Genomic DNA, 26,702 nt, shown 5'->3' with positions numbered 1-26,702 from the left:
CGGCGGCCGCCGCCCGGCCGGCGGACGTCAACCTGGCCTCCACCGGCGGCGACCGCGACCGGACCGGCCTGATCGCGGGCGGCGGCGCACTGCTGGTCGGCGTCGGGGCAGGGGCCTTCACCCTGATCCGCCGCCGCCGCACCGGCTGACCGCCCGCCGTGCGCGGTCCGTCCGGGGGCACCGGACGGACCGCGCACGGTCACGCCACCGGCGTCAGCCAGTGCCGGTAGCGCGGATCGGCACCGGTCACGGCCGCCCGGTAGGCCTCCCGCAGCCGGCTCGTCACCGGGCCGGGCGAGGTGGGCAGGGCCCGGTCGTCCAGGGCGCGCACCGGGATGACGCCCGCCGCCGTACCGCAGACGAACAGCTCGTCCGCCGCGTACAGGTCCGAGCGCAGCAGGCTCTCCACCCGGGCTTCGACCTCCAGGTCACGGGCCAGGGTCAGCACGGTGTCCTGGGTGATGCCCTCCAGGGCACCCGCGCTCGACGGGGGAGTGCGCAGCACCCCGTCCCTGACCGCGAACACGTTCTCCCCGGTGCACTCGCTCACCGTGCCGTCCGGCCCGAGCAGCAGCGCCTCGTCGTAGCCCGCGTCGTTGGCCTCCCGGCGGGCGAGCACCGAGTTCAGGTACGGGCCGGTGGCCTTCGCGGCGGGCGGCACCGCGTTCGGGTCGTTCCGCCGCCAGCTGCTCGTCTTCAGCGTGATCCCGCCCTCCTCGTGCGGGAGTTGGCCCCGCCACTCCCAGCTCGCGATCGACACGTCGACCGGCGAGTGGCGCATGTCGATGCCCATCGTGCCGTAGCCGAGGAAGGCGAAGTGCCTCAGGTAGCAGTCCCGGTGGCCGTTGGTACGCACCAGGTCCACCGTCGCCCTGGTCAAGTCGGCCACGTCGTAAGGGAGTTCCATCCTGATCATCCGGGCGCTGCGGTGCAGCCGGCGCAGGTGCCCGGGCAGCCGGAAGACCGCGGGGCCGTCCGCCGTCGCGAACACCCGGGTGCCCTCCAGCACCCCCGTGCCGTAGTGCAGGCCGTGCGCGAGGACGTGCACCCGGGCCTCCCGCCAGGGCACCAGGGCGCCGTTCCACCAGATCGTCGAAGCTTCGGGAAGAGCCATGCCGGACATCCTGCGGGCCGCGGGCGCCCAGGTCAGCCCGCCGCGGCCGACCGCAACCGGCCATGTCCTGGAGCGGAAACGCCGTACCGGACAGCGGACTTCACCGCCGTACCGCCGCCGGGCCGCCGCCGTCTCGCGGAGCGGAAACCCCCGACCGGCCCCCGCCCGCCGTCACTAGGCTGCGCCGATGGAGAGCCCCACCGGCACCGACGCCACCCAGCTCTACGCCCGCCTGCTCACCGAACCCGGCCGCCCGCCCGGGACCCTCGGCCTCGACTGGGACGGCCGCAGGCTCGCCGCCGCCACCGCCGAGCTGCGCGCACTCGGCCTGCTCCAGCCGACCGCCGACCACCACCGGAACGAGGACGCCACCGGCACTGACTCCACCGGCACCGCCGTCTCCGTCGACACCGCCGTACGCCAGCTCCTGCTCGACGCCGACACCCAGGTCACGGCCCTGGTCACCGCCCTGCGCCACGCCCGCGACTCCGTCGACCGGCTGCACACCGGCTACCTGCCCGTCCAGCAACGGCACCGCGCCGACACCGCACTCGAACTCGTCCGCGGCGCCGACCGGATCGCCGCCCTGCTGGAGGACGCCGCCCGCGGCGCCCGCACCGAGGCCCTCTCGCTGCGCCCCGGCCAGGACCTCTCCGGCCCCGCCCTGGCCGGCAAGCTCGCCCGCGAACGCCTCGCCCTCGCCCACGGCGCCGCCCTGCGCACCATCTACCCGGCCGCCGCGCTGCGCCGCCCCGCCGTGCTGGCGCACGTCCGGGAGCTGACCGGGGCCGGGGCCAGGATCAGGGCGGCGCACTCGCTGCCGCTCTGGCTGATCGTGGTGGACGCCCGGCTGGCGATCCTGCCCGCGCCCGGCGCCGGACCGGGTGGGGACGCTCCGGTCGCCGAGGCGGCGGTGGTGGTCCGCGAGCCGGCCCTGGTGGCCCTGGTGGCGGAGCTGTTCGAGTACTTCTGGTCGGCCGCCTGGACCCCGCCCGAACTCGGCCCCGGGGAAGCGGAGACGACCGATCGCCAGGTGGCGGTGCTGCGCCTGCTGGCGGCCGGGCAGACGGACGTCGCGATCGCCAGGAAGCTGGAGGTGTCGGAGCGCACGGTGCGCAGGCTGGTCGCCGAACTGACGGCCGGCCTGGGCGCGGAGAGCCGCTTCCAGGCCGGCGTGCACGCCGCTCGGCGCGGGTGGATCTAGGGTGTGTCTGACAATCCCTGGGCCCTGGGTCAGCGCCGCCCGGGCACCGGCAGCCCGAGGTGGTCCCGCAAGGTGGGGCCGGTGTAGTCGGTGCGGAACACCCCGCGCTCCTGGAGCAGCGGCACCACCCGGTCGACGAACTCGTCCAGTCCGCCCGGAGTGAGGTGGGGGACGAGGATGAAGCCGTCGGCCGCGTCGTTCTGTACGAAGTGGTCGATCCGGGCGGCGACGGTCCCGGGCGAGCCGATGAAGGACTGCCGGCCGGTCACCTCGATCACCAGTTCGCGGCTGGTCAGCTTCTTCTCCGCGGCCACCGCGCGCCACCGTTCGGCGACGGTCACCGGGTCGGTGTGCCGGACCCGGCCCTGGACCAGGGCGCTGTCCGGGACGGGGTCGACGGACGGCAGCGGCCCGTCCGGGTCGTGGTCGGACAGGTCGACGCCCCAGACCTGCTCCAGGAAGGCGAGCGCGGTCTGCGGGCTGACCTGGGCCCGGCGGATCTCGTGGGCCCGTTCGGCCGCCTCGGTGTCGGTGTCGCCGAGCACGAAGGTGGCTCCGGGCATGATCTTCAGCTCGTCCGGCTTGCGCCCGTACGCGGCGAGCCGGCGCTTGACGTCGGCGTGGAAGGCCTGGCCGTCGGCGAGGGTGGAGTGCCGGGAGAAGACCACGTCGGCGGTGGCGGCGGCGAACTCCCGGCCCTCGTCGGAGTCGCCGGCCTGGATCACCACCGGGTGGCCCTGCGGCGGGCGGGGCAGCGAGAGCCGGCCCTCGACGTCGAACTGCGGCCCCGAGTGCCGGACGGGCTCCTCCCCGGCGTCCCAGAACTCCCGTGCCAGCTGCACGGATTCGGCGGCCCTGGTGTACCGGTCGGCGCGGTCCAGGTAGCCGCCGCGGCGGAAGTTCTCGCCGGTGAAGGCGTCCGAGGAGGTGACCACGTTCCAGGCCGCGCGCCCGCCGGAGAGGTGGTCCAGGGAGGCGAGGCGGCGGGCCAGTTCGTACGGCTCGTTGAAGGTCGCGTTGACGGTGGCGGCCAGTCCGAGCCGCTCGGTGACGGCGGCCAGCGCGTTCAGCACGGTGATCGACTCGGGACGGCCGACCACGTCCAGATCGTGGATGAGGCCCTTGGTCTCGCGCAGCCGCAGGCCCTCGGCGAGGAAGAAGAAGTCGAACTTCCCGCGCTCGGCGGTCTGCGCGAGGTGGCGGAAGGAGCCGAACTCGATGTGGCTGCCGGCGGCCGGGTCGCTCCACACCGTGGTGTTGTTGACGCCGGGGAAGTGCGCGGCGAGGTGGATCTGCTTGAGCGGTCGGTCCGTCATCGGGTCACCTCGGCGAGGGCGGGGGCGGCGGTGGAGGGGGCACTGGTGGACAGGTCGCCGGTGGCGGGGGCACCGGCGGGGGCGTCGGCGGGGCGGGCGGCGTAGCGACTGGCCGGGCGGGCCAGGCCGAGGTGGTCGCGCAGGGTGCGGCCGGGGTAGCCGGTGCGCAGCAGTCCGGCGGTGCGCAGGGCCGGGGCGATCCGGTCGGCCAGTGCGGCCAGGTCGCGCAGCGGGTCGGCGGGGGCGAGGTGGAAGCCGTCGACGCCGGTGCCGGTCGCGGTGAGTTCGGCGAGCAGCCGCTCGTCGGCGGCCCGGTCGGGCAGGGCGGACAGTGAGGCGTCGAGCCGGGCGAGGATGCGCAGGTTCTCGCCGGCCCGCAGCCGCAGTTCGGTGGCGGCGGTCAGCCGGGTGGCGCGGTCGGGGGCGTCGAGCAGCACGACGTCGGCGTGCCGGATGGCGGCGGCGACCCGGGCGCGCCCGCCGGGGGAGGCGTCCGGTGCGAGGTCCGCGGCGGTGACCGGCACCGTGACGACCGGGCGGCCCTGCGGCGGGCGCGGGGTGATGGACGGCCCGCGGACCGAGAAGTGCGGGCCCGCGAAGTCGATGTAGTGCAGCTTGTCGCGGTCGACGAACCGTCCGGTGGCGGTGTCGCGGATCTCCGCGTCGTCCTCCCAGCTGTCCCAGAGCCGGGCGGCCACCTCGACGGCGTCGGCGGCCTCGGCCCACAGCTCGTCCTCGGCGGCGGCCGGCTTGCGGCCGAAGGCCCGTGCCTCGGCCTCGGTCGTGGAGACGCCGACCAGCCAGCCGGCCCGGCCCTCGCTCGCCCAGTCCAGGGTGTTGACCGAGATCGAGGTGTGGAAGGGCTCGGTGTGGGTGGTGGTGACGGTCGGCACCAGCCCGACCCGGCCGGTCAGCGGGGCGATCCGGGCGAGGGTGGCGAGGGCGTCGGGGCGGTGCGGTTCGGCGGCGAAGGAGTCGTCGAGGGTGACGAAGTCCAGGGTGGCCCGTTCGGCGTGGCGGGCGAGGGCGGCGTAGTGCCCGGCGTCGAGACGGCCGGGGCTGTCGAGGGCTGCGGACAGGTGCAACTGGCGGGGCATGGTGAGCCTGACTTCCTCGTGCGGACGCGTGCGGGCAACCGGCGCGGCTGTCCGGAGACGGCTGCGCGGGGGCACGCCGGAGCGCGGTGGCGGCCCGCGGGCGGAGCCTGCGTGGGCGGGCCCGTGCGGGCGGGGGAGGGAAGGACCGGCGCCGGGCGGGTCGTCAGCCGGGCGGCGGTGGGGGAACGGTCAGCTCAGCCGCGACACGCCGCGGACCACACGCGACCGAAGTCGATGTGGCTGCGGGTGACCAGCGGGCACGAGGCGTTCACCACTTCAGTTGACCAGGGCGTCCGTCGGTTCGTCAACCGGCTTTCCCGACCGCCCGGAGTGCCCCGGGCACGCACGGGGCGGGCCCGGGTACGCGGAAGGCCCCGCCCCGCCGCTGGGGGAGCAGCGGCGGGGCGGGGCCTTCGGGGCGTGGCGGTGACGCGGGCGTCAGGCCTTGGTGACGTCCTCGATCTCGTCGTCGTCCTCGCGACCGGGGGTCTTGAGGTTGAACTTGGTGATCGCGAAGCGGAACAGGAAGTAGTAGACCGCGGCGAAGGCCAGGCCGAGCGGGATGACGATCCACGGGTTGGTGGCCTTCGTCCAGGCCAGCGCGTAGTCGATCAGGCCGCCGGAGAAGGTGAAGCCGACGTGTGCGCCGAGCGCCCAGGTCAGGGCCATCGAGAGGCCGGTCAGCACCGCGTGGATGACGTACAGGACCGGGGCGATGAAGACGAAGGCGAACTCGATCGGCTCGGTGACACCGGTCACGAAGGAGGTCAGGGCCAGCGACATCATCATGCCGGTGACGGCCTTGCGGCGGTGCGGCTTGGCGGCGTGGGCGATGGCCAGCGCGGCGGCGGGCAGCGCGAACATCATGATCGGGTAGAAGCCCGTCATGAACTGTCCGGCGGTCGGGTCGCCGGCGAAGAAGCGGGTCAGGTCGCCGTGCACGACGGTGCCGTCGGGCTTGGTGAAGTCACCGGTCTGGAACCAGGCGTAGGAGTTCACGAACTGGTGCATGCCGACCGGCAGCAGACCGCGGTTGACCAGGCCGAAGGCACCCGCACCGAGCGCGCCGGCGCTGATCAGGCTGTCGTTCAGGCTCTTGATGACGTCGCCGATCGGGCCCCAGGCCAGACCGAAGAAGACGCCGACGGCGGTGCCGACGAAGGCCATGATGATCGGGACCAGGCGGCGGCCGTTGAAGAAGCCGAGCCAGTCGACCAGCCTGGTGCGGTGGTACTTCTGCCACAGCACCGCGGCCAGCAGGCCTATGACGATGCCGCCGAGCACACCCGGGTTCTGGTAGGTGGCGGGTTCGTCCTTGCCGGGGAGGATCTTGTACTCGGTGATCGGGAACGCGGTGAGCACGTTCTTGTACACCAGGTAGCCGACCAGCGCGGCGAGGGCGGTGGAGCCGTCCGCCTTCTTCGCGTAGCCGATCGCGATACCCACCGCGAAGAGCATCGGCAGCGCGTCGAAGACCGAGGTGCCGGCGGTGTTGAACACCGCGGCGACCTTGTCCCAGCCGAGGCCGTCCTTGCCGAACACGTCGTCCTGGCCGAGACGCATCAGCAGGCCGGCCGCGGGGAGCACGGCGATGGGCAGCTGGAGGCTGCGACCGATCTTCTGCAGACCCTGGAGGAGGTTCTGGCCGAACTTCTTGGCGGGGCTTGGCGGGGCCGGAGCCGTGGCGGGCGCCGGTGCCTGCTCAGACTGACTCATGGGGGTGGGTTCCTTACGGCATGGCGGTCGGTCGGGGGGAGGCACAGGGGGCCAACCGCGAACTGGTCTACACCACACGTGGTGTAGACCAGTTTTGTAGCACGGGCGGAGAAGTCGAGGAACCCCGGAAAGCGCTGTCGCCGGGAAGCGCTATGAAATCGAAACCTACATACCGGCGGCGATCATGGCCGCCGGTCACCATTGGATTTTGGCCGATCACGCAACAAAACCGATTTTGGCTAATCGCGCAACAAAAGCACACCCGGTCCTGCCAGGGGAGTTGGGCCGGGGCGGCCCCCCTGCGAAAAAAGCCGAAGGCCCCCGGACCGGTGGGTCCGGAGGCCAATGCGGGGATAACCCCGGTGACGCTCGGTTTCAGGCCTTGGTGACGTCCTCCACCTCTGCTTCGTCCTCCCGACCCGGTGTTTTCAGATCGAATTTGACGATGATGAACCGGAAGAGCGCGTAGTACACGGCGGCGAAGCAGAGCCCGATCGGGATGATCAGCCACGGTTTGGTGGCCAGTCCCCAGTTGATCACGTAGTCGATCAGGCCGGCCGAGAAGCTGAACCCGTCGTGCACCCCGAGCCCCCAGGTCACCGCCATCGAGGCGCCGGTCAGCAGCGCGTGCACGGCGTACAGGGCCGGGGCGATGTAGGCGAAGGAGTACTCGAGCGGCTCGGTGACACCGGTGACGAAGGAGGTCAGGCCGACCGAGAGCATCAGGCCGTAGATCTCCTTGCGCCGGTGCGGCTTCGCCGCGTGCGCCATGGCGAGGGCGGCGGCAGGGAGCGCGAACATCATGATCGGGAAGAAGCCGGTCTGGAACTGGCCGGCGGTCGGGTCGCCCGCCAGGAAGCGCGGGATGTCGCCGTGCACGATCGTGCCGTCCGGCTTGTCGAACGACCCGAACTGGAACCAGACGAAGGTGTTCAGCAGCTGGTGCATGCCGATCAGCAGCAGCGCGCGGTTGAACACGCCGAAGATGCCGGCGCCGCCCGCGCCGAGGTCGGAGAGGGTCTGCGAGAAGTCGTTCAGGCCGCGCCCGATCGGCGGCCAGACCCAGAGCGCCAGCACGGCGATGACCAGGCCCACCAGGGCGGTGACCATCGGCACCAGGCGGCGGCCGTTGAAGAAGCCGAGCCAGTCGACCAGCCTGGTGCGGTGGAGCCGGACCCACAGCCAGGCCGACAGCAGGCCGATCAGGATGCCGCCCAGCACGCCCGGGTTCTGGTACGTCGCGGCGGCGATCTTCGCCGACGAGTAGCCCACGCACTGGCCGGTCCAGGCGTCCGGGACCAGGGCCGTTCCCGCCGGGCAGCTCTCCGGGAAGGCGTGCAGGACCTTGTAGTAGACGAGGAAGCCGACCACGGCGGCCAGCGCCGTGGAGCCGTCCGCCTTCTTCGCCATGCCGATCGCGACGCCGATGCAGAACAGCAGCGGCAGGCCGAAGGAGGAGTCGAGCAGCGCGCCGCCCGCGGAGGCGAACACCTTCGCGACGTTGTCCCAGCCCAGCCCGTCCTTGCCGAACACGTCCGGCTGGCCGAGCCGGTTGAGGATGCCCGCGGCGGGGAGCACCGCCACCGGCAGCTGCAGGGAGCGGCCCATCTTCTGGAGGCCGCCGTAGAAGGTGTGCCACCACGTGGTCTGCGGGGTCGTGGCGCCTGCCGAACTCATGCTTCGCCCTCCGGGAGCAGTTGCCGACCCGGGGGCCCCTGCGGGACCCTCGGGCGGAGCTCGGGAACACCCGGGGTCCCTACCTGCGTTCATCGGGGTACACATATATTGGTGTAGACCACTTGGACGCAGGCCGAACCCCGGAGGAGCCGGCCCCGCTGATCGTCATCCTCGGACGACGACCGGGAGCCCGCCCGCCGGGATGGGCCGAAAGTGGACTAACGTGGCAAATCGGACCGGCGCGGGTGATGCTGGTCGCGCTGCTCGCCAGCACGACCGCCGCTGAACCCGCATCAGCCACCGGCACGGACCTCACCGCCCGACGGTCGAGGGACAACACCCCAGCACCAGCGCAGGACGGCACCCGGCAGAGCCGCCGAAGGGCCGAGTACAGAGGGAGAAATCAGATGGCCAGCAAGGCTGAGAAGATCGTCGCCGGTCTGGGCGGCATCGACAACATCGAAGAGGTCGAGGGCTGCATCACCCGCCTGCGCACCGAGGTCAAGGACGCCTCCCTGGTCGACGAGGCCGCCCTCAAGGCCGCCGGCGCTCACGGCGTCGTCAAGATGGGCACCGCGATCCAGGTCGTCATCGGCACCGACGCCGACCCGATCGCCGCCGACATCGAGGACATGATGTGAGCTGAGCCACCCAGGTTCAGCCCGCCCGGCCCGCCGACCCGCTCAGGGGGACAGCGGGCCGCGGCGCATCCGGACGCGGCCCGCGCGACGCCATCCGGACGCGGCCCGGAGCGCCATCCGGACGCAGCCCCCGAGCGACTACGCTCAGTGCCTATGTCACGCATCGACGGCCGCACCCCCGAACAGCTCCGCCCGATCACCATCGAACGGGGCTGGAGCAAGCACGCCGAAGGCTCCGTCCTCATCTCCTACGGCGACACCAAGGTGCTGTGCACCGCCAGCGTCACCGAGGGCGTGCCCCGCTGGCGCAAGGGCAGCGGCGAGGGCTGGGTCACCGCCGAGTACTCCATGCTCCCGCGCGCCACCAACACCCGCGGCGACCGCGAAGCCGTCAAGGGCCGCATCGGCGGCCGCACCCACGAGATCAGCCGGCTCATCGGCCGCTCGCTGCGCGCCGTGGTCGACCACCGTGCGCTCGCCGAGAACACCATCGTCCTCGACTGCGACGTCCTCCAGGCCGACGGCGGCACCCGCACCGCCGCCATCACCGGCGCCTACGTCGCCCTGGTCGACGCCGTCGCCTGGGCCCGCGACAAGAAGCTGCTGCGCGCCAAGGGCCAGCCGATCACCGGCGGCGTCAGCGCCGTCAGCGTCGGCATCATCGACGGCGCCCCGATGCTCGACCTCCGGTACGAGGAGGACGTGCGCGCCGAGACCGACATGAACATCGTCTGCACCGCCGACGGCCGCTTCGTCGAGGTCCAGGGCACCGCCGAGGGCGCCCCGTTCGACCGCGACCTGCTCAACCGGCTGCTCGACCTCGGCAGCCTCGGCTGCGCGGAGCTCGACGAGATCCAGCGCAAGGCCCTGGAGGGCTGAACCGGCGCGGGCCCCGCAGCCGTGGACCCGGTCGGACGCACGTTCAGACCGCGGGCGCGGACGGCCGTTCGGGCCGCGGCCCGCACACCGGTACGGCCGCGGTCCGGACACCCGTACGGGCCACGGCGTGATCGGCCCGCCGCACGGTCGGCCTGCTGTACAGGCCGGGCCCGGAGACCGTACGGTTCCCGCAGCACTCCCGCTGCGGGAACCGCGCACCTCCCGGCGCGCGTCTCCCACCACGGAACCCGCGCCCCACAGGAGGACCGGATGCCGTCCAGCATCGCCCGCCCCGCCGCCCTCGCCGTGGCCGGACTGATCGCGATCCTCCCGCTCAGCATGGTGAGCTGCTCCGCCGCCCAGAAGGCGCTCGACTGCGGCAACACCGCGGTGAAGCTCACCGGGGACATCGCCGACGTCACCAAGGCCTACGACAACGCGAGCAACGACTCGGCCGCCGCGGGACAGGCCCTGCAGAAGCTCAAGAACGACCTCGACCAGGTCGGGAAGAGCTCCAAGAACACCGATGTCGCCAAGGCCGTGACCGACCTCAGGAAGCAGGTCGAGAACGTGCAGCACGCCGCCGACAGGAACGAGGTCCCGGACCTCAAGCCGCTCGGCGACGCGGCCGGCAACCTCACCTCGGTCTGCACCGGCTGACCGTTCCCGGTCTCTCGGTAGGGTGGGCGATATGTCCACCCGTCTGATCCTCGCCACCCGCAACCAGCACAAGGTCACCGAGCTCCGCGCCATCCTGGCGGACGCCGGCCTGGACGTCGAACTCATCGGCGCCGACGCCTACCCGGAGATCCCGGACGTCCCCGAGACCGGCGTCACCTTCGCCGAGAACGCCCTGCTCAAGGCCCACGCCCTGGCCCGCGCCACCGGCCTGCCCGCCGTCGCCGACGACTCCGGCCTCTGCGTGGACGTGCTGAACGGCGCACCCGGCATCTTCTCCGCCCGCTGGTCCGGCAAGCACGGCGACGACCGCGCCAACCTCGACCTGCTGCTCGCCCAGCTCTCCGACATCGCCGAGCCGCACCGCGGCGCCCACTTCTTCTGCGCCGCCGCCCTCGCCCTCCCCGACGGCACCGAGCGCGTCGTCGAGGGCCGTCTCCTCGGCACCCTGCGCACCGCCCCGGCCGGCGACGGCGGCTTCGGCTACGACCCGATCCTCCAGCCCCTCGGCGGGACCCGCACCTGCGCGGAGCTCACGGCCGACGAGAAGAACGCCATCAGCCACCGCGGCAAGGCCTTCCGCGCCCTCGCCCCGGTGGTCAGGGACCTCCTGGCCTGACGCCCTGTCCGATGGAGACACCGAAGGCCCGCCCCGAGATCAATCTCGGGGCGGGCCTTCGATTTCAAGGCCAGTGCGGCCTGAGGGACTCGAACCCTCACGGGATTTCTCCCATGGGCACCTAAAGCCCAGGCGTCTGCCAATTCCGCCAAGGCCGCATGGCGACCAGTCTAGGGCTTCGCCGGGCAAGGGGACAGCGAGTTCGGCCGTGGCCCGGCCGGTGCCGCGTCCCGGTTCCCCGGCGGTGGGGGTGCGGCGCCCCCGGGGTCGACGGGGAAGTGCCAGGAGGGGGTTTTCGGCCACCGGATGACCGGTTGTCATGGGCTCCCGACCTGTGATGTTTGGTTGTTGATTACCAATTGGTACAGACCTATTGACCTATGTGGTTCAGACCACATAGCTTCTGCGCCAATTGCAATCCCCCACGTGCGTGCTCCCCCACAGGCACGCGCAGACACTCTCTCCTGGAGGACCGAGTGTTGATCCGAAACACGGCGGAGCGGCGTCCCACCGCCGCCGACCGCCGGAAGAGCCCTGCGGCGCGGGCCGGTGTGGCCTCGCTCGCGGCGGCTTCGCTGGCCGGACTGTTGATGGCGACGCTGGGTGCGGCGCCCTCGCAGGCTTCGGCGGCCGTCGACAACGCGGCCTGTCGGCCGGACGGCCTGTACCAGACCGCCGGCGTGGACGTCCCGTACTGCTCCGTCTACGACACCAGCGGGCGCGAGAAGATGGGCGCGGACCACCAGCGCCGCATCATCGGCTACTTCACCGGCTGGCGCACCGGCAAGAACGGCGACGCGCCGTACCTGGTGAGCGACATCCCCTGGGACAAGGTCACCCACCTCAACTACGCCTTCGGCCACGTCGGCGGCGACAACAAGCTCTCGGTCGGCACCGACGGCCCGACCAACGAGGCCACCGGGATCTCCTTCCCCGGCGTCCCCGGTGCCGAGCTGGACCCGAGCCTGCCGTACAAGGGCCACTTCAACCTGCTGACGAAGTACAAGAAGCAGTACCCGAACGTCAAGACCATGATCTCGGTGGGCGGTTGGACCGAGACCGGCGGCTACTTCGGGGACGACGGCAAGCGCGTCAACTCCGGCGGCTTCTACTCGATGACCGTCAACCCGGACGGCAGCGTCAACCAGGCCGGCATCGACACCTTCGCCGCCTCGTCGGTCGACTTCGTCCGCAAGTACGGCTTCAACGGCGTCGACGTCGACTACGAGTACCCGACCTCGATGAAGGACGCCGGCAACCCGCTGGACTGGCAGCTCGCCAACTCCAAGCGCGGCTCGCTGGCCAAGGGCTACGCGGCGCTGATGAAGACCCTGCGCGAGAGCCTGGACAAGGCGGGCGCCGCCGACGGCAAGCACTACCTGCTGTCGGTCGCGGCCCCGTCCTCGGGCTACCTGCTGCGCGGCATGGAGACCTTCCAGGTGGCCAAGTACCTGGACTACGTCAACATCATGTCGTACGACCTGCACGGCGCCTGGAACAAGTACGTCGGCCCGAACGCCTCGCTGTTCGACGACGGCAAGGACGGCGAGCTGGCCTCCGCCAACGTCTACGGCACCGGTCAGTACGGCGGCATCGGCTACCTGAACGCCGACTGGTCGTACCACTACTTCCGCGGCTCGATGCCGGGCGGCCGGATCAACGTCGGCCTGCCGTACTACACCCGCGGGTTCAAGAACGTCCAGGGCGGCACCAACGGCCTCTGGGGCACCGCCTCGGCGACCACCTGCCCGGTCGGCTCCGGCCTGACCGCCTGCGGTGACGGCGCGGTCGGCATCGACAACATCTGGAACGACAAGGACGACGCGGGCAAGGAGTCCCCGGCCGGGTCGAACCCGATGTGGCACGCGAAGAACCTGGAGAAGGGCATCCTGCCCGACTACCTGTCCAAGTACGGCGTGTCCGACACCGCGCTCCAGGGCACCTACACCCGCAACTACAGCTCCACCCTGGTGGCGCCGTGGCTGTGGAACGACACCAAGAAGGTCTTCCTCTCCACCGAGGACGAGCAGTCGGTGGGCGCCAAGGCGGACTACATCGTCAACCAGGGCGCCGGCGGCGCGATGATCTGGGAGCTCGCGGGCGACTACAAGTGGGACGCCACCGCCAACGGCGGCAAGGGCCAGTACGTGCCCGGCAACACGCTGACCTCGCTGATGTACGACAAGTTCAAGGCGTCGACCCCGTACGGTGCGATCCGTTCGACGGTCGCGCTGCCGCAGCAGACCCTGCCGATCGACGTGTCGTTCAACAACTTCGCGCTGGGCGACTCGAACTACCCGATCAACCCGAAGCTGCACATCGTCAACAACTCGACGCTGACCCTGCCGGGCGGCACCGAGTTCCAGTTCGACTACGGCAACTCGGCCCCGGGCAACGCCAAGGACCAGTCCGGCTTCGGCCTCCAGGTCATCAAGCAGGACAACCCGGGCCCGGGCAACGTGGGCGGTCTGAAGGGCAACTACAACCGGGTGTCGGTCAAGCTGCCGGGCTGGCAGTCGCTGGCGCCGGGCGCCTCGATCGACATGGACTTCGTCTACTACCTGCCGGTGTCCACCCCGTCGAACTGGACGGTCAACGTGGGCGGCACGCTGTACGGGATCAAGGGCGACCTGACCCGCGGCGCGGTGGACGGCGGTACGCCGACCCCGACCCCGACCCCCACGGTGACGCCGACGGTCACGCCGACCGTGACCCCGACCGTCACCCCGACCGTCACCCCCACGGTGACGCCCACGGTCACGCCGACCGTGACCCCGACCTCGGGCACCTGCGCGGCCGCCCCGAGCTGGGACGCGGGCACCACCTACGCGACCCCCACCAAGGTCTCGTGGAAGGGCCACTACTACCAGAACAAGTGGTGGACCAAGGGCGACGACCCCTCCGCCAGCGGTTCGTGGGGTGTCTGGAGCGACCTCGGGGCCTGCTGATCAGATGATCAGAATGGTCCGCTGAGGTGATGGACGGCGGTGGCGGTGCACCCGGTCGGGGGGTGTGCCGCCACCGCTTCGTCGTTCCCGGGCCCGGCCGGGCCCCGGCGCCGGATTCAGGCTCCGGCACCAGGTCCTGGGCTCACGCCCTGGACTCACGCCCTGGGTTCAGGCCCCGACCTTGAGGTCGCGCAGCAGCTTGGCGACGTGGCCGGTGGCCCGCACGTTGTAGAACGCGTGCTCGACCTTGCCCTGCTCGTCCACGACGATCGTGGAGCGGATCACGCCGAGGTAGGTGCGGCCGTAGTTCTGCTTCTCGCCGAAGGCGGCGTACGCCTCCAGCGCCGTCTTGTCCGGGTCGGACAGCAGGGTGACCTTGAGGTTCTCGGCCTCGCGGAACTTGCCGAGCTTCTCCGGCTTGTCCGGGGAGATGCCGATGACGTCGTAGCCGGCGTCCGCGAGGACCTCCAGGTTGTCGGTGAAGTCGCAGGCCTGCTTGGTGCATCCGGGGGTCAGGGCGGCGGGGTAGAAGTAGACGATGACCTTGCGGCCCGCGTGGTCGGCGAGGGACACCTGGTTGCCGTCGGCGTCGGACAGGCTGAAGGCGGGCGCGGTGTCGCCGGGCTGGAGGCGCTCAGTCACGGTCGTACTCTCCTGGATGCTGGGACGGACGGTCGTACCACGGCAAACTTACCTCCGATGGTGGGTGGGGCCGCGCGACCGTGTTCGGCAGCTGACACACTGGGTCAGTCGCACCGATCGCACGGATCGGACGGAACAACATCGGCAAGTGAATGGGGTGGCCCGAGTGGGCGAGGCGAGCACGCAGGACAAGTCGGTGCGGACGACCGTCCAGATCGAGGCGGACATCGAGCGGACGCGTGACCGGCTGGCGTCGACCCTGGACGAGCTGGCCGTCCGCGTCCACCCGAGCACCATCTCCGCCCAGGTCAAGGCCAAGGCGGCGGCCGCCGTCGAGGAGAAGACCGCCCGGGTCTACGTGGCCGCCAGCGGCGTGGTGGAGAAGGTCAGGGCGCAGTTCGTGGACGAGCAGGGACAGCCGCGCCGCGAGCGGGTCGTCCCGGCCGCGCTGGTCGGCGTGGGCCTGGTGCTGCTGGTCGCCTCGGCCCGCAAGCGCCGCAAGGGCTGAGTGCGGCAGGACGGAGAGGCCGGGCGCCAGCGGGCGGCCGGCCTTTCGCATGCCCGGCCTTCCGCGTGCCCGGCCTTCCGCATGCCGGGCCAGCGTCACGCACCGTGCCGGGGGACGGTACCTTCGGGACCGTGAGTACGAACGACGAACCGACCCGTCCCGACCACCAGCTGGAGGTCGTCCGCCACGACCGGCTCGGCGAGAAGCTGCCGATCCGGATGCTGCACGACCGCGTGCTGGTGCGCATCGAGGGCAGCGAGGGCGAGCGCCGCTCGACCGGCGGCATCCTGATCCCGGCGACCGCGGAGCTGTCCAAGCGCTGCACCTGGGCCGAGGCCGTCGCGGTGGGCCAGAGCGTGCGCGCGGTGGAGCCGGGGGACCGGGTGCTGTACGACCCGGAGGACAAGCTGGAGGTCGAGGTCCGCGGCGCCACCTACGTGCTGCTGCGCGAGCGTGACCTGCACGCCGTCGCCGCGGCCCGCTTCGGCGACACGGAGGGCTCGACCGGGCTGTACCTGTGACGGCGGAGCGGCTGCGCTTCTTCTTCGAGTCCGGTTCGGTCGGCTCGGTGCTGTGGCCGGAGGACCCGGAGAGCCCGTACGGCTGCCCGGCCGGGCTGGAGCTGCTGCCGCTCGGGGCCGGGCTCCGGGCGGAGCTGACGGAGCTGTCGCAGTGGTACCAGACCTCGATCGACTGGGACTACCCGCCGGACCCGTCGCCGTGGGGGCAGGAGGAGAAGGACCGCTTCAACGCCCGGGCCCGGGCGGCCCTGGACGCGGTACGCCGTGAGCTCGGCCCGGGCTGGGCGGTGGTGGACCGGTTCCGGCCGGTCCGCTGACAGCCGGTCCGCTGACGGCCGGTGCGCTGACCGGCCGCCAAGGCGCGACCCGCCGGACGGTCCCGGGCGTTGTCGGTGGCACGGGCTAGGGTCCCGGCATGAGCGTGCCGGTGATCGGTGATGAGGAGCGTCGCGCCCGGTTGGGGCGGCGGCAGTCGTTGGCGCCGTCGGTGCGGGCGGCGCGGGTGGAGGACGTGGCCGATGCGGTGGTCGGGCTGCACGCGACGGACGCGGCCACGGTGTACCTGTCGGCCTGCGCGCGGCTGGCGGAGCCCTCGGCGGCGGAGGTGGACCGGGCGCTGTACGAGGACGTCTCGCTGGTGAAGCTGCTGTCGATGCGGCGGACGATCTTCGCGGTGACGGAGGGCCTCGCCCCGTACGTGAGTTCGGCGGCGGCGCGGGCGATCGCGGCCAAGGAGCGGGCGACGCTGCTGAAGCACCTGCGGGACCACGCCGAGGGTTGGGACGAGGCCAGGCTGGCGGAGACCGAGCGCGAGGTGCTGGCCGCGCTGGCCCGGCGCGGTGAGGCGACGACCAGGGAACTGTCCGAGGACGTACCGCAGTTGCGCGAGACGATGCTGATGTCGGCGGGCAAGGCGTACGAGGCGAGGCAGAGCGTGGGCAGCCGGCTGCTGCGGCTGCTGGCCTCGGACGGGCACGTGCGCCGCTGCCGTCCGCGGGGTTCGTGGCTGAGCAGCAGCTATCCCTGGGCGCTGGTGCCGCAGTGGCCCGAGGTGCCGGTGCGGGAGGCCAGAGCCGAGGTGGTGCGGCGCTGGCTGGCGGCGTACGGGCCGGCGACGGTCGAGGACGTGAAGTGGTGGACGGGCTGGACGCTGAGGGACGTTCGCGGGGCGCTGGCGGACCTCGGGGCGCGGGACGTGGCACTGGCCGGCGGGGCGGCGGCGCTGGTGCTGCCGGGGGACGAGGGGCCGGTGGCGGAGCCCGAGCCGTGGGCGGCGCTGCTGCCCGCGCTGGACCCGGCGGTGATGGGCTGGCGCGGGCGGGACTGGTACCTGCGGCCGGAGGACGTGCCGGCGCTGTTCGACCGGGCGGGCAACGCCGGGCCGACGGTGTGGTGGTGCGGCGAGGTGGTGGGCGGCTGGGCGCAGCGGGCCGACGGCGAGCTGGTGTGGCGGCTGTTCCGGGATGTCGGGGCGCAGGCCGAGGGGGCCGTGGCGGCTGAGGCGCGGCGGTTGGCGGGCTGGCTGGGGGAGGTGCGGGTGACGCCGCGGTTCCGGACTCCGCTGGAGCGCGAACTGGTGCGCTAGGGAGCGGCGTTGGGCCGGGGCCTGCGTCAGTGCGGGGTGCCGGGCGGGGTCGCCAGGTGGGTGGGGGGCCCGCCGGTGGCGCTGGGGAGGGCGGTGGGCCTGGTGGGCTGGGGCTGGCTGGGTTTGGGGGTGGTGCTGGGCTGTTCCGGTTCGGTGGTGGGCTTGGGGGCCTGCGGGCTGGGGGTGGTCGGGCGCGGTTCGGGTTCGCCGGTGGCGGCGGGGGCGCTGGGCGCGTCGTGGGTGGCGGGTGCGTGGGTGGGGGGCGGCGTGCCCGGGGCCGGCTCGGCGGCGGCGGTGGGTGCGCCGCCGGTGGCCGGGGTGGTGGGGGTGGTGGTCGCGCTGGGGGTGGTGCTGACGGGGGCGGTGGGCCAGGTGGTGTCGCCGGGTTCGCCGTTGCCGGTCTGGAGGTCGAAGTCCTGGGCGGGGGTGCCGTCGAGGGCGGCGGTCATGTAGGCGGTCCAGATCCGGGTGGGGAAGGCGCCGCCGTTGATCCGGGCGAGTCCGGCGGTGCCGGCCAGGGGTTCCTTGGCGTGGGTCTTCGGGTGTTCCCTGAACAGGCCGACGGTGGTGGCGAGTTCGGGGGTGTAGCCGGCGAACCAGGCGGAGAGGTTGGAGTCGGTGGTGCCGGTCTTCCCGGCGGCTGGGCGGCCGAGGTCGAGGGCGGCGGCGCCGGTGCCGCGGGGGCTGATGACGCCGCGCAGCACGTCGGTGACGGAGTCGGCGATGCCGCGGCCGATGGCGTCGGTGGGGTTGTGCTCGGGCAGTTCGGGGACGTCGACGGTGCCGCCGGGGGTGGCGCGTTCGAGGGTGAGGACGGACCAGGGGGTGCGGGCCTGGCCGTGGTCGGCGAGGGTGGCGTAGGCGCCGGCCAGGTCGATGGCGCTGGGGGTGGCGGTGCCGAGGGTCATGGAGGTGTTGGCCGGGTCCATGCCGCGGACGCTGTCGGGGATGCCGAGTCTGACGGCCGTCTCCCGGACGCGGGCGAGTCCGGCGTCCACGCCCTCCTGCGCGTACACGGAGTTGACGGACTTCACCATGGCCTGGCGCAGGGTGATGCTGCCGTAGTCGATGTCGTCCTCGTTGGGCGGCGCGTACGGGGTGGGGCCGCCGGTGACGGGGCGTTCGCTGGTGCCGTCGTAGCGGGACTCGGTGGTGATCGGGTGGCCGTCGACGGTGTGCTGGGCGAGGAGTCCGGCGGCGAGGTCGATCGGTTTGAAGGTGGAGCCGATCTGGTTGTCCTGGCGCAGTGCGTCGTTGTAGGGCTGCTTGGCGTAGTCGGGGCCGCCGTAGACGGCGACGACCCGGCCGGTGGCGGGTTCGACGGAGGCGCCGGCGACCCGGACGTCGGTGTCGGTGTCGGGGCGGGCCCGGGGGTCGAGTTCGCCGGTGAGCTGCTCCTGGACGGCTTGGGCGAAGGCGTCCTGGCGGGGTTTGTCGAAGGTGGTGGTGATGCGCCAGCCGCCGGCCTTGAGGGTGGCGGCGTCGAGGGTGCCGGAGGAGATGAGGTAGTCGTCGGCGACGCCGACGAGGTAGCCGGCCTGGCCGGACAGGCCGGTGGCGGGCTGGGGGTCGAGGGGTTCGGGGAAGGTGGTGGCGTCGCGGTCGGCGGGGGCGAGGAAGCCGAGCTGGACCATGCCGTCGAGGGTGTGGTGCCAGCGGGCGAGGGCCTTCTCGCGGTTGGCGGGGGTGGCGGTCCTGACGTCGTAGAGGCTGGGGGCCTGGAGCAGGGCGGCGAGGTAGGCGCCCTGGCCGAGGGTGAGCTGGGCGGCGTCGACGCCGTAGTAGGCGTGGGCGGCGCTCTGGATGCCGTAGGCGCCGCGGCCGAAGTAGCTGCTGTTGAGGTAGCCGGCGAGGATCTCGCGCTTGTCGCGCTGCTGGTCGACCTTGAGGGCGATGAGCAGTTCGCGGCCCTTGCGCTCGATGGTGCGGTCCTGGGTGAGGTAGTAGTTCTTGACGTACTGCTGGGTGATGGTGGAGCCGCCCTGCATGCCCTTGCCGAGCAGGGTGTTCCAGCCGGCCCGGATCATGCCCTTCAGGTCGATGCCGCGGTTCTGGTAGAAGGTGCGGTCCTCGGCGGAGACGACGGCCTGCTGGGTCTGGAGCGGGATCCGGTCGATGGTGACGTCGGTGCGGTTGACGGCGCCGGTGCGGGCGATTTCGGTGGTGCCGTCGGCGTAGAGGTAGATGTTGTTCTGGGCGACGGCGTGGGCGTTGGGATCGGGCACCGGGACGACGGCGTAGAGCGCGGCGAAGCCGCCGACGGCGAGCAGGAGCAGCGCGGTGAGGGTGCCGAGGGTGATCCGCCAGGTGGGCAGGGCCCGGCGCCAGAGCGGGAGGGCGCGGCGGGCCTCGCGGCGGGCGGCCCGTTTGGCCTGGCGTCGGCTGCTCAAGGTCATGCCGAGATTATCTGCTATTTGACGGGCGATCAGGCCGGATAAACCGGGTGCGGGGGGTGCGGGCCGGAGGTACGGTGAAAGGTGAGAACCGCATAGCGCACCCACTTCCGCAGCTCCGCCCGTCCGGCCCGGCACCCCCGGGTACGGCCGGTCGGGGCCGTTGGGGCGTGCGCGGATGCCGAGGGCACTCCCCTCTGCTCCTGTTTGTCGATAAGGAGACAATATGCTCTACGCCGCCGTCACCCGCGGCGCCTTCCGCCGCTACTCCACCTACCGGGCCGCCACCGTGGCCGGCACCTTCACCAACACCGTCTTCGGCGTCATCCTCGCCTACACCTTCCTCGCCCTCTGGCAGGCCCGTCCCGGCCTCGGCGGCTACGACCAGAGCCAGGCCGTCACCTACATCTGGGTCAGCCAGAGCCTGCTGGTCACCGTCGCGGTCTGGGGCGGCGGCTTCCAGGACGACCTCCAGGACCGCTTCCGCAGCGGGGACATCGCCGTCGACCTCTACCGTCCGGTCGACTTCCAGTGCTGGTGGCTGGCCTCCGACCTCGGCCGGGCCGGCTTCCAGGCGCTGGTCCGCGGCACCGTGCCGATGCTGATCGGCGCGCTGGTGTTCCACCTCCGGATGCCCGAGCACCCGCTGACCTGGGGATTCTTCCTGCTCTCCGCGCTGCTCGCGGTGGTGGTCAGCTTCGGGCTGCGCTTCCTGGTCTCGATCACCGGCTTCTGGCTGAACGACTCGGAGGGCATCCGCTCGGTGATGCTGGTGGTCTCGATGTTCTTCTCCGGGATGCTGCTGCCGATCGCGCTGTTCCCCGGATGGCTCGGCGACCTCGGCGGGGTGCTGCCCTGGGCGGCCCTGGTGAAGGTCCCCAGCGACGTCTTCCTGGAACGCGCGAGCGGCACCGGCCTGCTCGGCGCGTTCGGCTTCCAGCTCGGCTGGGCGGCCGTGCTGCTCGCCGCCGGGCGGGGCGCCCAGTGGCTGGCGACCCGCAAGGTGGTGGTCCAGGGTGGCTGAGCAGCTCGTACGGGAGCCGTACGCTCCCGGGCCCCTCGACCCGGAGCCCTTCGTGCGGGAGCGGTTCGGGCCCCGCGCCGCCTGGGCGGTGCGCTCCTGGTGGCTCTGCGCCCGGATGTGGATGCGCTCGATGATGGCCTACCGGGCCTCCTTCGCGCTGAACCTGGTGGCCAGCCTGGTCTCCCACTCCCTGGACTTCGTGGTGCTGGTGATCATGTTCCGGCACACCGACCGGCTCGGCGGCTGGACCCTGCCGGAGACCGCCTTCCTGTACGGCACCGCGACCTTCTCGCTCGGCGCCGCCAACCTGCTGGTCGGCTCGGCCGAAGGACTCGGCGCGCGGATCGTCAGCGGCTCGCTGGACACCATGCTGATCCGGCCCGCCCCCGCGCTCTCCCAGCTGTGCGCCGAACGCTTCACGCTGCGCCGGCTCGGCCGCCCGCTCCAGGCCGTCGCGGTGCTGGCCTGGTCGCTGGCCGGCCTGGACGTGCACTGGACCTGGGACCGGGTGCTGATGGTGCCCGTCATGCTGGTCTGCGGCACCGTCATCTTCGGCGCGATCTACGTCGGCGGCGCCACCGTCCAGTTCTGGTGGGGCGAGTCCAAGGAGATCCAGAACTCCTTCACCTACGGCGGCGCGACCCTGCTGCACTACCCGCCGACCGTCTTCGCCAAGGAACTGGTCGCCGGGGTGGTCTTCGGCGTCCCGCTGGCCTTCGTCAACTGGCTGCCCGCACTGCACGTCCTCGGCCGGACCGACCCGCTCGGCCTGCCCGCCGCCTTCCGGTTCGCCTCCCCGGCCGCCGCCGCGCTCTGCGTCCTCGCCGCCGGGCTCGCCTGGCGCGCCGGGCTGCGCGCCTACCGCGGCACCGGCAGCTGAACCACTCCAGCCCCCAGAAGGAGCTCCCATGGCACTGATCGAACTCGACGACGTCCACCGCAACTTCACCGTACGGGCCCGCACCGGCCGGTTCAGCCGGGTCAAACGCGAGGTCCGCGCGGTCGACGGGCTCAGCTTCACCGTCGACGCCGGCGAGTGCGTCGGCTACATCGGGCCCAACGGGGCCGGCAAGTCCACCACCATCAAGATGCTCACCGGCATCCTCGTCCCCAGCTCCGGACGGCTGCGGGTGGCCGGGGTCGACCCGGCCCGCGAACGCGTCGCGCTGGCCCGCCGGATCGGCGTCGTGTTCGGCCAGCGCACCACCCTCTGGTGGGACCTGCCGCTGTGCGACTCCTTCGAACTCGCCCGCCGGATCTACCGCATCCCCGACGCCAGGTACCGCGAGAACCTCGACCGCTGTGTCGAACTGCTCGACCTCGGCGGCCTGCTGGACACCCCGGTGCGCCAGCTCTCGCTCGGCCAGCGGATGCGCGGTGACCTCGCCGCGGCGCTGCTGCACGACCCCAGGGTGCTCTACCTGGACGAGCCGACCATCGGCCTGGACGTGGTCAGCAAGGGCCGGGTGCGCGAGTTCCTGCGCGAGGTCAACCGCGACCGGGGCACCACCGTGCTGCTCACCACCCACGACCTCACCGACATCGAGCAGCTCTGCGGCCGGGTGATGGTGATCGACCACGGCCGGGTGGTGTACGACGGCGGGCTGGACGGCCTGCACGCCGACGGCCGCAGCGAGCGGACCCTGGTGGTGGACCTCGCCGAGGCCGGGCCCCCGATCGAGGTGCCGGGGGCGCGGGTCAGCAGGGTCGACGGGCCGCGCCAGTGGCTGGCCTTCCCGGCCGAGGAGAGTGCCGCGCCGATCGTGGCCGCCGTGGCGGCGCGGTACCCGCTGGTGGACCTGTCGGTGCGCGAGCCGGCCATCGAGGACGTGATCGCCCGGATGTACGCGCGGGTCGCGATCGGCTGACGGGCCGGCCCGTCGGCGTTCCGTTCCCCGGCCCCCGCGCGGCCGCCCCCGGTCGCCGCGCGGCCCGTCAGCCTGTTCGCCCCCCGGCCGCCGCGTGTCCGTGCGGCGACCGGGAGCGTGTTCTGTTCCCCGTCGCCGGTGCGGGTGACGGTCGTGACCCGGCGCCCTCACCACGAGTTGGCCAGTCGTCACTCACCGAAACTGAATCCGGAGGCCCGCCGCCCGATGTCCGTACCCGACGTGACCGTGGTGGTCGCGGTCTACAACACCGTGCCGTACCTCACCGCCTGCCTGGACTCGCTGGTCGGACAGTCCCTGGCGCCGGGGAGGCTGGAGGTGGTGGCCGTGGACGACGGCTCCACGGACGGCGGCGGGGAGCTGCTGGACGCGTACGCGGCCCGCCACCCCGGGCTGTTCACGGTGGTGCACCAGCCCAACTCGGGCGGCCCCGCGGGCCCGACCAACCGGGGCTTGGAGCTGGCCCGCGGCCGTTACGTGCTGTTCCTGGGCGCGGACGACTGGCTCGGCGAGGAGGCGCTGGAGCGGCTGGTTGCGGCCGCCGACGCCTGGGGCTCGGACGTGGTGGTGCCCAAGCAGGTCGGGGTGAACGGGCGGCTGGTGCCGCAGGGGATCTTCCACGCCGACGCCGAGTCCGTGGGCTTCGCCGACTCGGCGCTGGCCTGGGCGCTGGCCGACACCAAGCTGTTCCGGCTCGACCTCGTCCGGCGCCACGGGCTGCGCCGCGACGAGCGGCTGAAGGTCTTCTCGGACCAGCCGTTCACCCTGGAGGCCTGCCTGCGGGCGGCCAGGGTGTCCGTCCTCGCCGACTACGACTGCTACTTCCTGGTGCTGCGCGACGACCGGGGCAACGTCACCGAGCGGGCCGGAGTGCTGGACCGGCTGCGCGGGATCGCCGCGCTCCAGCAGGTGGCCGCCGAACTGGCGTGTCCCGGCGAGGAGTTGGACGCCATCCGGGTGCGCAGCTTCGCCTGGGACGTGCCGCGCCTGCTGGACGAGGGCTTCCTGCTGCTGGCCGAGGAGACCCAGGGGCGGGTGTGCGCCGAAGTCGCCGGGCTGGTCGAGCGGTTCGGCGCCCGCGAGGTGTACCACCGGCTGCCGGTCGCCGAGCGGGTGCGGCTCGAACTCGCCGCCGCGGGACGGCCGGAGGCGCTGCGGAACCAGATCCGCTACGAGGCCGCGCACGGCGAGCCGCCGGCGGTGCGGGACGGTCGGCGGCTGTACGCGGACTATCCGGCGTTCCGGGACGCCGGGACCGGGCTGCCGGACGAGCTGTTCCTGCTGCGCGAGGAGACGGCCGGGGCGGCGGAGGCGGCCGCCCCGTCGCCCGGTCTGGCCCGGCAGTTGTGGCGCGGACTCGTCCCGGCGCAGCTGCGCCGCGGACTGCGGCGCCACCCGGCGTGGCGCCGGTTCGCCGATTCGGTGAGCGGGGGCGTCCGGTGAACATCGGCGTACGGAGGCCCGTGGTGAGCCTCGGAGACAGCGGGGACTTCGGTGGAAGGGGGACGGGGATGAGTCTGGACGTCTGCGTGGTCGGGCTGGGCAAGCTGGGTCTGCCGCTGGCGGTGCAGTTCGCGTCGAAGGGCCACCGGGTGACGGGCGCGGACATCGCGCCCGGCGTGGTGGACAGCGTCAACCGGGGCGTGCCCCCGTTCCCCCGGGAGGAGGGCCTGGAGCAGGCGCTCAAGCGGGTCGTCGCCGAGGGCCGGCTGCGGGCCACCACCGACACCACGGCCGCGGTCGCCCGGTCCGGGGCCGTGGTGCTGGTCGTCCCGCTGGTCACCGCCGCCGACGGCAGCCCGGACTTCGCCCTGCTCGACGCGGCCACCGACGCCGTCGCGGCCGGGCTGCGCCGGGGCGCCCTGGTCAGCTACGAGACGACCCTGCCGGTCGGCACCACCAGGGAGCGCTGGGCGCCCCGGCTGGCGGCCGGCTCCGGGCTCGCCGCCGGGGCGGACTTCGGGCTGGTGTTCAGCCCGGAGCGGGTCCGCACCGGACGGGTCTTCGCCGACCTGCGGCGCTACCCCAAGCTGGTCGGCGGCCTGGACGAGTCCTCCACCCGGCGCGGCGCCGAGTTCTACCGGGCGGTGCTGGACTTCGACCCGCGCCCGGACCTGCCGCGGCCCAACGGCGTCTGGGAGCTGGCCTCGGTGGAGGCGGCCGAGTTCAGCAAGCTCGCCGAGACCACGTACCGGGACGTCAACATCGCGCTGGCCAACCAGTTCGCCCGGTACGCGGACGAGGTCGGGGTGGACTTCGCGGAGATCGCCGACGCCTGCAACTCGCAGCCGTACAGCCACCTGCACCGGCCCGGCATCGCGGTCGGCGGGCACTGCATCCCGGTGTACCCGCGGCTGTACCTGTGGAACGACCCGGGCGCGACGGTGGTGCGGGCGGCGCGCGAGGCCAACCTGGCGGTGCCCGGCTACGCGGTGGGCGTGCTGGCGGGGGCGGTGCCGGGCGGGATCGCCGGGCAGGGTGTGCTGGTGCTCGGCGCGGCGTACCGGGGCGGGGTCAAGGAGACGGCCTACTCCGGGGTGTTCCCGCTGGTCTCGGCGCTGGCGGCGGCGGGCGCGCGCCCGTACGTCGGCGACCCGCTGTACCGGGCGGAGGAGCTGGCAGCGCTCGGGCTGCCGCCGTACGGCGGGGAGCCGGTGGTGGCGGCGGTGCTACAGGCGGACCACCCGGAGTACCGGGACCTGGCGCCGGTGGACCTGCCGGGGGTGCGGGTGCTGCTGGACGGGCGGCGGTGCACGGACCCGGCGCGCTGGGCGGGCGAGGGGGTGCGGCGGATCGTGCTGGGCGGGGCATGAGGCCCTGCGCCCGTGGCGGGGGCGTGGAACCCTGCCGTCGATCCGGGGCGTGAAGCCCGCCCGGGGCGCGTGATCGTGAGGCGAGCCCCCGTCCGCGCCGGGCACCGGGCAGACTGGCGGGGTGAGTGACGATGCCTTCAGCGGGACCGGCCCCGGGGTCCGGTTCACCGCGGCCGACGAGCAGAAGAGACGTGGCGTCCGCCGGATGAAGACCATCGCGACCGGCCTGCTGGCCTTCGCGACCCTGGTCTTCGCCCTCGCGACCTGGGCCAAGGCGGCCGGTGCCGGGCCCTGGGCGGGGTACGTGGCGGCCGCCGCCGAGGCGGGGATGGTCGGCGCGCTCGCCGACTGGTTCGCGGTGACCGCGCTGTTCCGCCGTCCGTTCGGCCTGCCGATCCCGCACACCGCGATCATCCCGACCAAGAAGGACGCCTTCGGCCGCTCGCTCGGCGACTTCGTCGGCGACAACTTCCTCTCCGGCCACGTGGTGCGCGGCCGCCTCGCGGCGCTCGGCATCGGCCGGCGGCTGGGGGAGTGGCTGGCCGCGCCGGGCAGCGCCGAGCGGGTCACCAAGGAGGCCTCGGCGGCGCTGCGCGGCCTGCTCGCGGTGCTCCGCGACGACGACGTCAGGGCGGTCGTCGCCGAGGCGGTGACCAGGCGGGCCGCCGCCACCTCGGTGGCCGAGCCGATGGGCCGGATGCTCGGCAAGGTGGTCGCGGACGGCGGGCACCACGGGGTGGTGGACCTGGTGGCGGTCCGGGCGCACGGCTGGCTGACCGCCAACCACGAGGAGGTGGTCCAGAAGGTCACCCAGAAGACCCCGGGCTGGACGCCCCGGTTCATCGACCACCAGGTCGGCGAGCGGGTCTACAAGGAGCTGCTGCGCTTCGTCACCGAGATCAGGGACGACCCGGCCCACCCGGCCCGCGGCGCGATCGACAACTTCCTCGCCGACTTCGCGACCGAGTTGCAGACCGACCCGGAGACCATCGCCCGGGTCGAGCGGGCCAAGGCCGAGCTGCTGGCCCGCCCCGAGGTGCAGGACCTGATCAACTCCACCTGGGCGGCCGTGCGCACCCTGGTGATGGGCGCGGCCGAGGACGAGGACAGCGAACTGCGCCGGCGCATCCGCGACGGCGTGCGCGGCTTCGGCGAGCGCCTGGCCACCGACCCCAAGCTCCAGGCCAAGGCGGACGGCTGGCTCCAGGACGCCGCCCAGTACCTGGTCGACACCTACCGCGCCGAGATCACCTCGCTGATCTCCGAGACGGTGGCGGGCTGGGACGCCGACGACGCCTCCCGCAAGATCGAGGCCAACGTCGGCCGCGACCTCCAGTTCATCCGGATCAACGGCACGGTGGTCGGCGCCCTGGCCGGGCTGCTGATCCACACGGCGGCGGTCGCGCTCGGGGGGTGATCCCCGGGAAGCCCGGAAGCCGGT

The 26,702-nt window shown here is 72.8% G+C and carries 24 protein-coding genes and 1 tRNA gene; 17 read left to right on the top strand and 8 right to left on the bottom strand.

The features are described 5' to 3' along the window. The first annotated feature begins 32 nt into the window (after positions 1-32). Positions 33-149, top strand: coding sequence for an LAETG motif-containing sortase-dependent surface protein (locus BU198_RS43755; protein WP_317620068.1), 117 nt, complete (start codon positions 33-35; stop codon positions 147-149). Between the two features lie 50 nt (positions 150-199). Here BU198_RS43755 and BU198_RS11275 read toward each other — a convergent pair whose 3' ends face one another. Further along, a complete protein-coding gene (locus BU198_RS11275) occupies positions 200-1,114 on the bottom strand; it encodes a branched-chain amino acid transaminase (protein WP_188296702.1) in 915 nt (304 codons plus the stop codon). 187 nt (positions 1,115-1,301) lie between these two features. On the opposite strand from BU198_RS11275, the gene BU198_RS11270 reads away from it, so the two are divergent. Beyond that, a complete protein-coding gene (locus BU198_RS11270) occupies positions 1,302-2,318 on the top strand; it encodes a helix-turn-helix transcriptional regulator (RefSeq protein WP_188296701.1) in 1,017 nt (338 codons plus the stop codon). Positions 2,319-2,347: 29 nt separating this feature from the next. Here the strand turns inward: BU198_RS11270 and BU198_RS11265 are convergent, their stop codons facing one another. From BU198_RS11265 to BU198_RS11250, 4 genes are all read right to left on the bottom strand, one after another. Continuing rightward, positions 2,348-3,634 (bottom strand): LLM class flavin-dependent oxidoreductase, encoded by a 1,287-nt coding sequence (locus BU198_RS11265; RefSeq protein ID WP_188296700.1) that lies wholly within the window; start codon positions 3,632-3,634, stop codon positions 2,348-2,350. Beyond that, positions 3,631-4,731, bottom strand: a complete 1,101-nt coding sequence (locus BU198_RS11260; protein ID WP_188296699.1) for an LLM class flavin-dependent oxidoreductase — start codon at positions 4,729-4,731, stop codon at positions 3,631-3,633. The genes BU198_RS11265 and BU198_RS11260 overlap by 4 nt, the downstream gene beginning before the upstream one ends. A gap of 438 nt (positions 4,732-5,169) precedes the next feature. Beyond that, positions 5,170-6,447, bottom strand: coding sequence for a PTS transporter subunit EIIC (locus BU198_RS11255; protein ID WP_188296698.1), 1,278 nt, complete (start codon positions 6,445-6,447; stop codon positions 5,170-5,172). A gap of 375 nt (positions 6,448-6,822) precedes the next feature. Next, a complete protein-coding gene (locus BU198_RS11250; protein WP_188296697.1) occupies positions 6,823-8,124 on the bottom strand; it encodes a PTS transporter subunit EIIC in 1,302 nt (433 codons plus the stop codon). A gap of 407 nt (positions 8,125-8,531) precedes the next feature. Between BU198_RS11250 and BU198_RS11245 the strand changes: the two genes are divergently transcribed. The 4 genes from BU198_RS11245 to rdgB all read left to right on the top strand — a co-directional run bounded on the left by BU198_RS11245 (position 8,532) and on the right by rdgB (position 10,941). Continuing rightward, positions 8,532-8,765 (top strand): glucose PTS transporter subunit EIIB, encoded by a 234-nt coding sequence (locus BU198_RS11245; RefSeq protein WP_030060521.1) that lies wholly within the window; start codon positions 8,532-8,534, stop codon positions 8,763-8,765. A 153-nt stretch (positions 8,766-8,918) separates the two neighbouring features. After that, entirely contained in the window at positions 8,919-9,644 is a 726-nt protein-coding gene (gene rph, locus BU198_RS11240) for a ribonuclease PH (protein WP_188296696.1), read from the top strand. 270 nt (positions 9,645-9,914) lie between these two features. Next, positions 9,915-10,304, top strand: coding sequence for a hypothetical protein (locus BU198_RS11235; RefSeq protein WP_188296695.1), 390 nt, complete (start codon positions 9,915-9,917; stop codon positions 10,302-10,304). Positions 10,305-10,335: 31 nt separating this feature from the next. Further along, entirely contained in the window at positions 10,336-10,941 is a 606-nt protein-coding gene (rdgB, locus tag BU198_RS11230) for an RdgB/HAM1 family non-canonical purine NTP pyrophosphatase (protein ID WP_188296694.1), read from the top strand. Positions 10,942-11,015: 74 nt separating this feature from the next. Here the strand turns inward: rdgB and BU198_RS11225 are convergent. After that, positions 11,016-11,099: transfer RNA gene (locus BU198_RS11225), tRNA-Leu, on the bottom strand. A gap of 318 nt (positions 11,100-11,417) precedes the next feature. Here BU198_RS11225 and BU198_RS11220 point away from each other — a divergent pair. Further along, a complete protein-coding gene (locus BU198_RS11220; RefSeq protein WP_411293176.1) occupies positions 11,418-13,889 on the top strand; it encodes a chitinase C-terminal domain-containing protein in 2,472 nt (823 codons plus the stop codon). Between the two features lie 168 nt (positions 13,890-14,057). On the opposite strand, the gene bcp is transcribed toward BU198_RS11220, so the two are convergent. Beyond that, positions 14,058-14,531, bottom strand: coding sequence for a thioredoxin-dependent thiol peroxidase (gene bcp / locus BU198_RS11215; protein ID WP_188296692.1), 474 nt, complete (start codon positions 14,529-14,531; stop codon positions 14,058-14,060). Positions 14,532-14,697: 166 nt separating this feature from the next. Between bcp and BU198_RS42010 the strand changes: the two genes are divergently transcribed. From BU198_RS42010 to BU198_RS11195, 4 genes are all read left to right on the top strand, one after another. Continuing rightward, a complete protein-coding gene (locus BU198_RS42010) occupies positions 14,698-15,039 on the top strand; it encodes a DUF3618 domain-containing protein (protein ID WP_317620065.1) in 342 nt (113 codons plus the stop codon). Positions 15,040-15,257: 218 nt separating this feature from the next. Continuing rightward, a complete protein-coding gene (locus BU198_RS11205; protein WP_188296708.1) occupies positions 15,258-15,560 on the top strand; it encodes a GroES family chaperonin in 303 nt (100 codons plus the stop codon). Then, positions 15,557-15,877: a hypothetical protein gene (locus BU198_RS11200; protein ID WP_188296690.1), complete on the top strand. Its 321-nt coding sequence runs from the start codon at positions 15,557-15,559 to the stop codon at positions 15,875-15,877. Before BU198_RS11205 ends, BU198_RS11200 begins: the two co-directional genes overlap by 4 nt. Positions 15,878-15,975: 98 nt before the next feature. Next, positions 15,976-17,145 carry a winged helix DNA-binding domain-containing protein gene (locus BU198_RS11195; protein ID WP_188296689.1) on the top strand — a complete coding sequence of 390 codons (1,170 nt, stop codon included), beginning with the start codon at positions 15,976-15,978 and terminating at the stop codon, positions 17,143-17,145. 26 nt (positions 17,146-17,171) lie between these two features. Here the strand turns inward: BU198_RS11195 and BU198_RS11190 are convergent, their stop codons facing one another. Further along, positions 17,172-19,541 carry a transglycosylase domain-containing protein gene (locus BU198_RS11190; protein WP_188296688.1) on the bottom strand — a complete coding sequence of 790 codons (2,370 nt, stop codon included), beginning with the start codon at positions 19,539-19,541 and terminating at the stop codon, positions 17,172-17,174. A 223-nt stretch (positions 19,542-19,764) separates the two neighbouring features. On the opposite strand from BU198_RS11190, the gene BU198_RS11185 reads away from it, so the two are divergent. The 6 genes from BU198_RS11185 (at position 19,765) to BU198_RS11160 (ending at position 26,678) form a co-directional block, all read left to right on the top strand. Continuing rightward, positions 19,765-20,562, top strand: coding sequence for an ABC transporter permease (locus BU198_RS11185; RefSeq protein ID WP_188296687.1), 798 nt, complete (start codon positions 19,765-19,767; stop codon positions 20,560-20,562). Next, positions 20,555-21,442: an ABC transporter permease gene (locus tag BU198_RS11180; RefSeq protein ID WP_317620064.1), complete on the top strand. Its 888-nt coding sequence runs from the start codon at positions 20,555-20,557 to the stop codon at positions 21,440-21,442. Before BU198_RS11185 ends, BU198_RS11180 begins: the two co-directional genes overlap by 8 nt. 28 nt (positions 21,443-21,470) lie before the next feature. After that, entirely contained in the window at positions 21,471-22,430 is a 960-nt protein-coding gene (locus BU198_RS11175; RefSeq protein WP_188296686.1) for an ATP-binding cassette domain-containing protein, read from the top strand. A 225-nt stretch (positions 22,431-22,655) separates the two neighbouring features. Then, complete coding sequence (locus BU198_RS11170) at positions 22,656-23,891, top strand: glycosyltransferase family 2 protein (protein ID WP_188296685.1); 1,236 nt, start codon at positions 22,656-22,658, stop codon at positions 23,889-23,891. Positions 23,892-23,965: 74 nt separating this feature from the next. Then, positions 23,966-25,261 carry a nucleotide sugar dehydrogenase gene (locus BU198_RS11165; RefSeq protein WP_188296705.1) on the top strand — a complete coding sequence of 432 codons (1,296 nt, stop codon included), beginning with the start codon at positions 23,966-23,968 and terminating at the stop codon, positions 25,259-25,261. 121 nt (positions 25,262-25,382) lie between these two features. Beyond that, the gene (locus BU198_RS11160; RefSeq protein ID WP_317620063.1) at positions 25,383-26,678 is read left to right on the top strand and encodes a DUF445 domain-containing protein; all 1,296 of its coding nucleotides are present in this window, start codon (positions 25,383-25,385) and stop codon (positions 26,676-26,678) included. Positions 26,679-26,702 lie beyond the last annotated feature (24 nt).

The organism is Streptomyces sp. CBMA156 (assembly GCF_014596515.1).
Classification (GTDB): domain Bacteria; phylum Actinomycetota; class Actinomycetes; order Streptomycetales; family Streptomycetaceae; genus Kitasatospora.
This window is presented reverse-complemented; position numbering and strand designations above follow the sequence as displayed.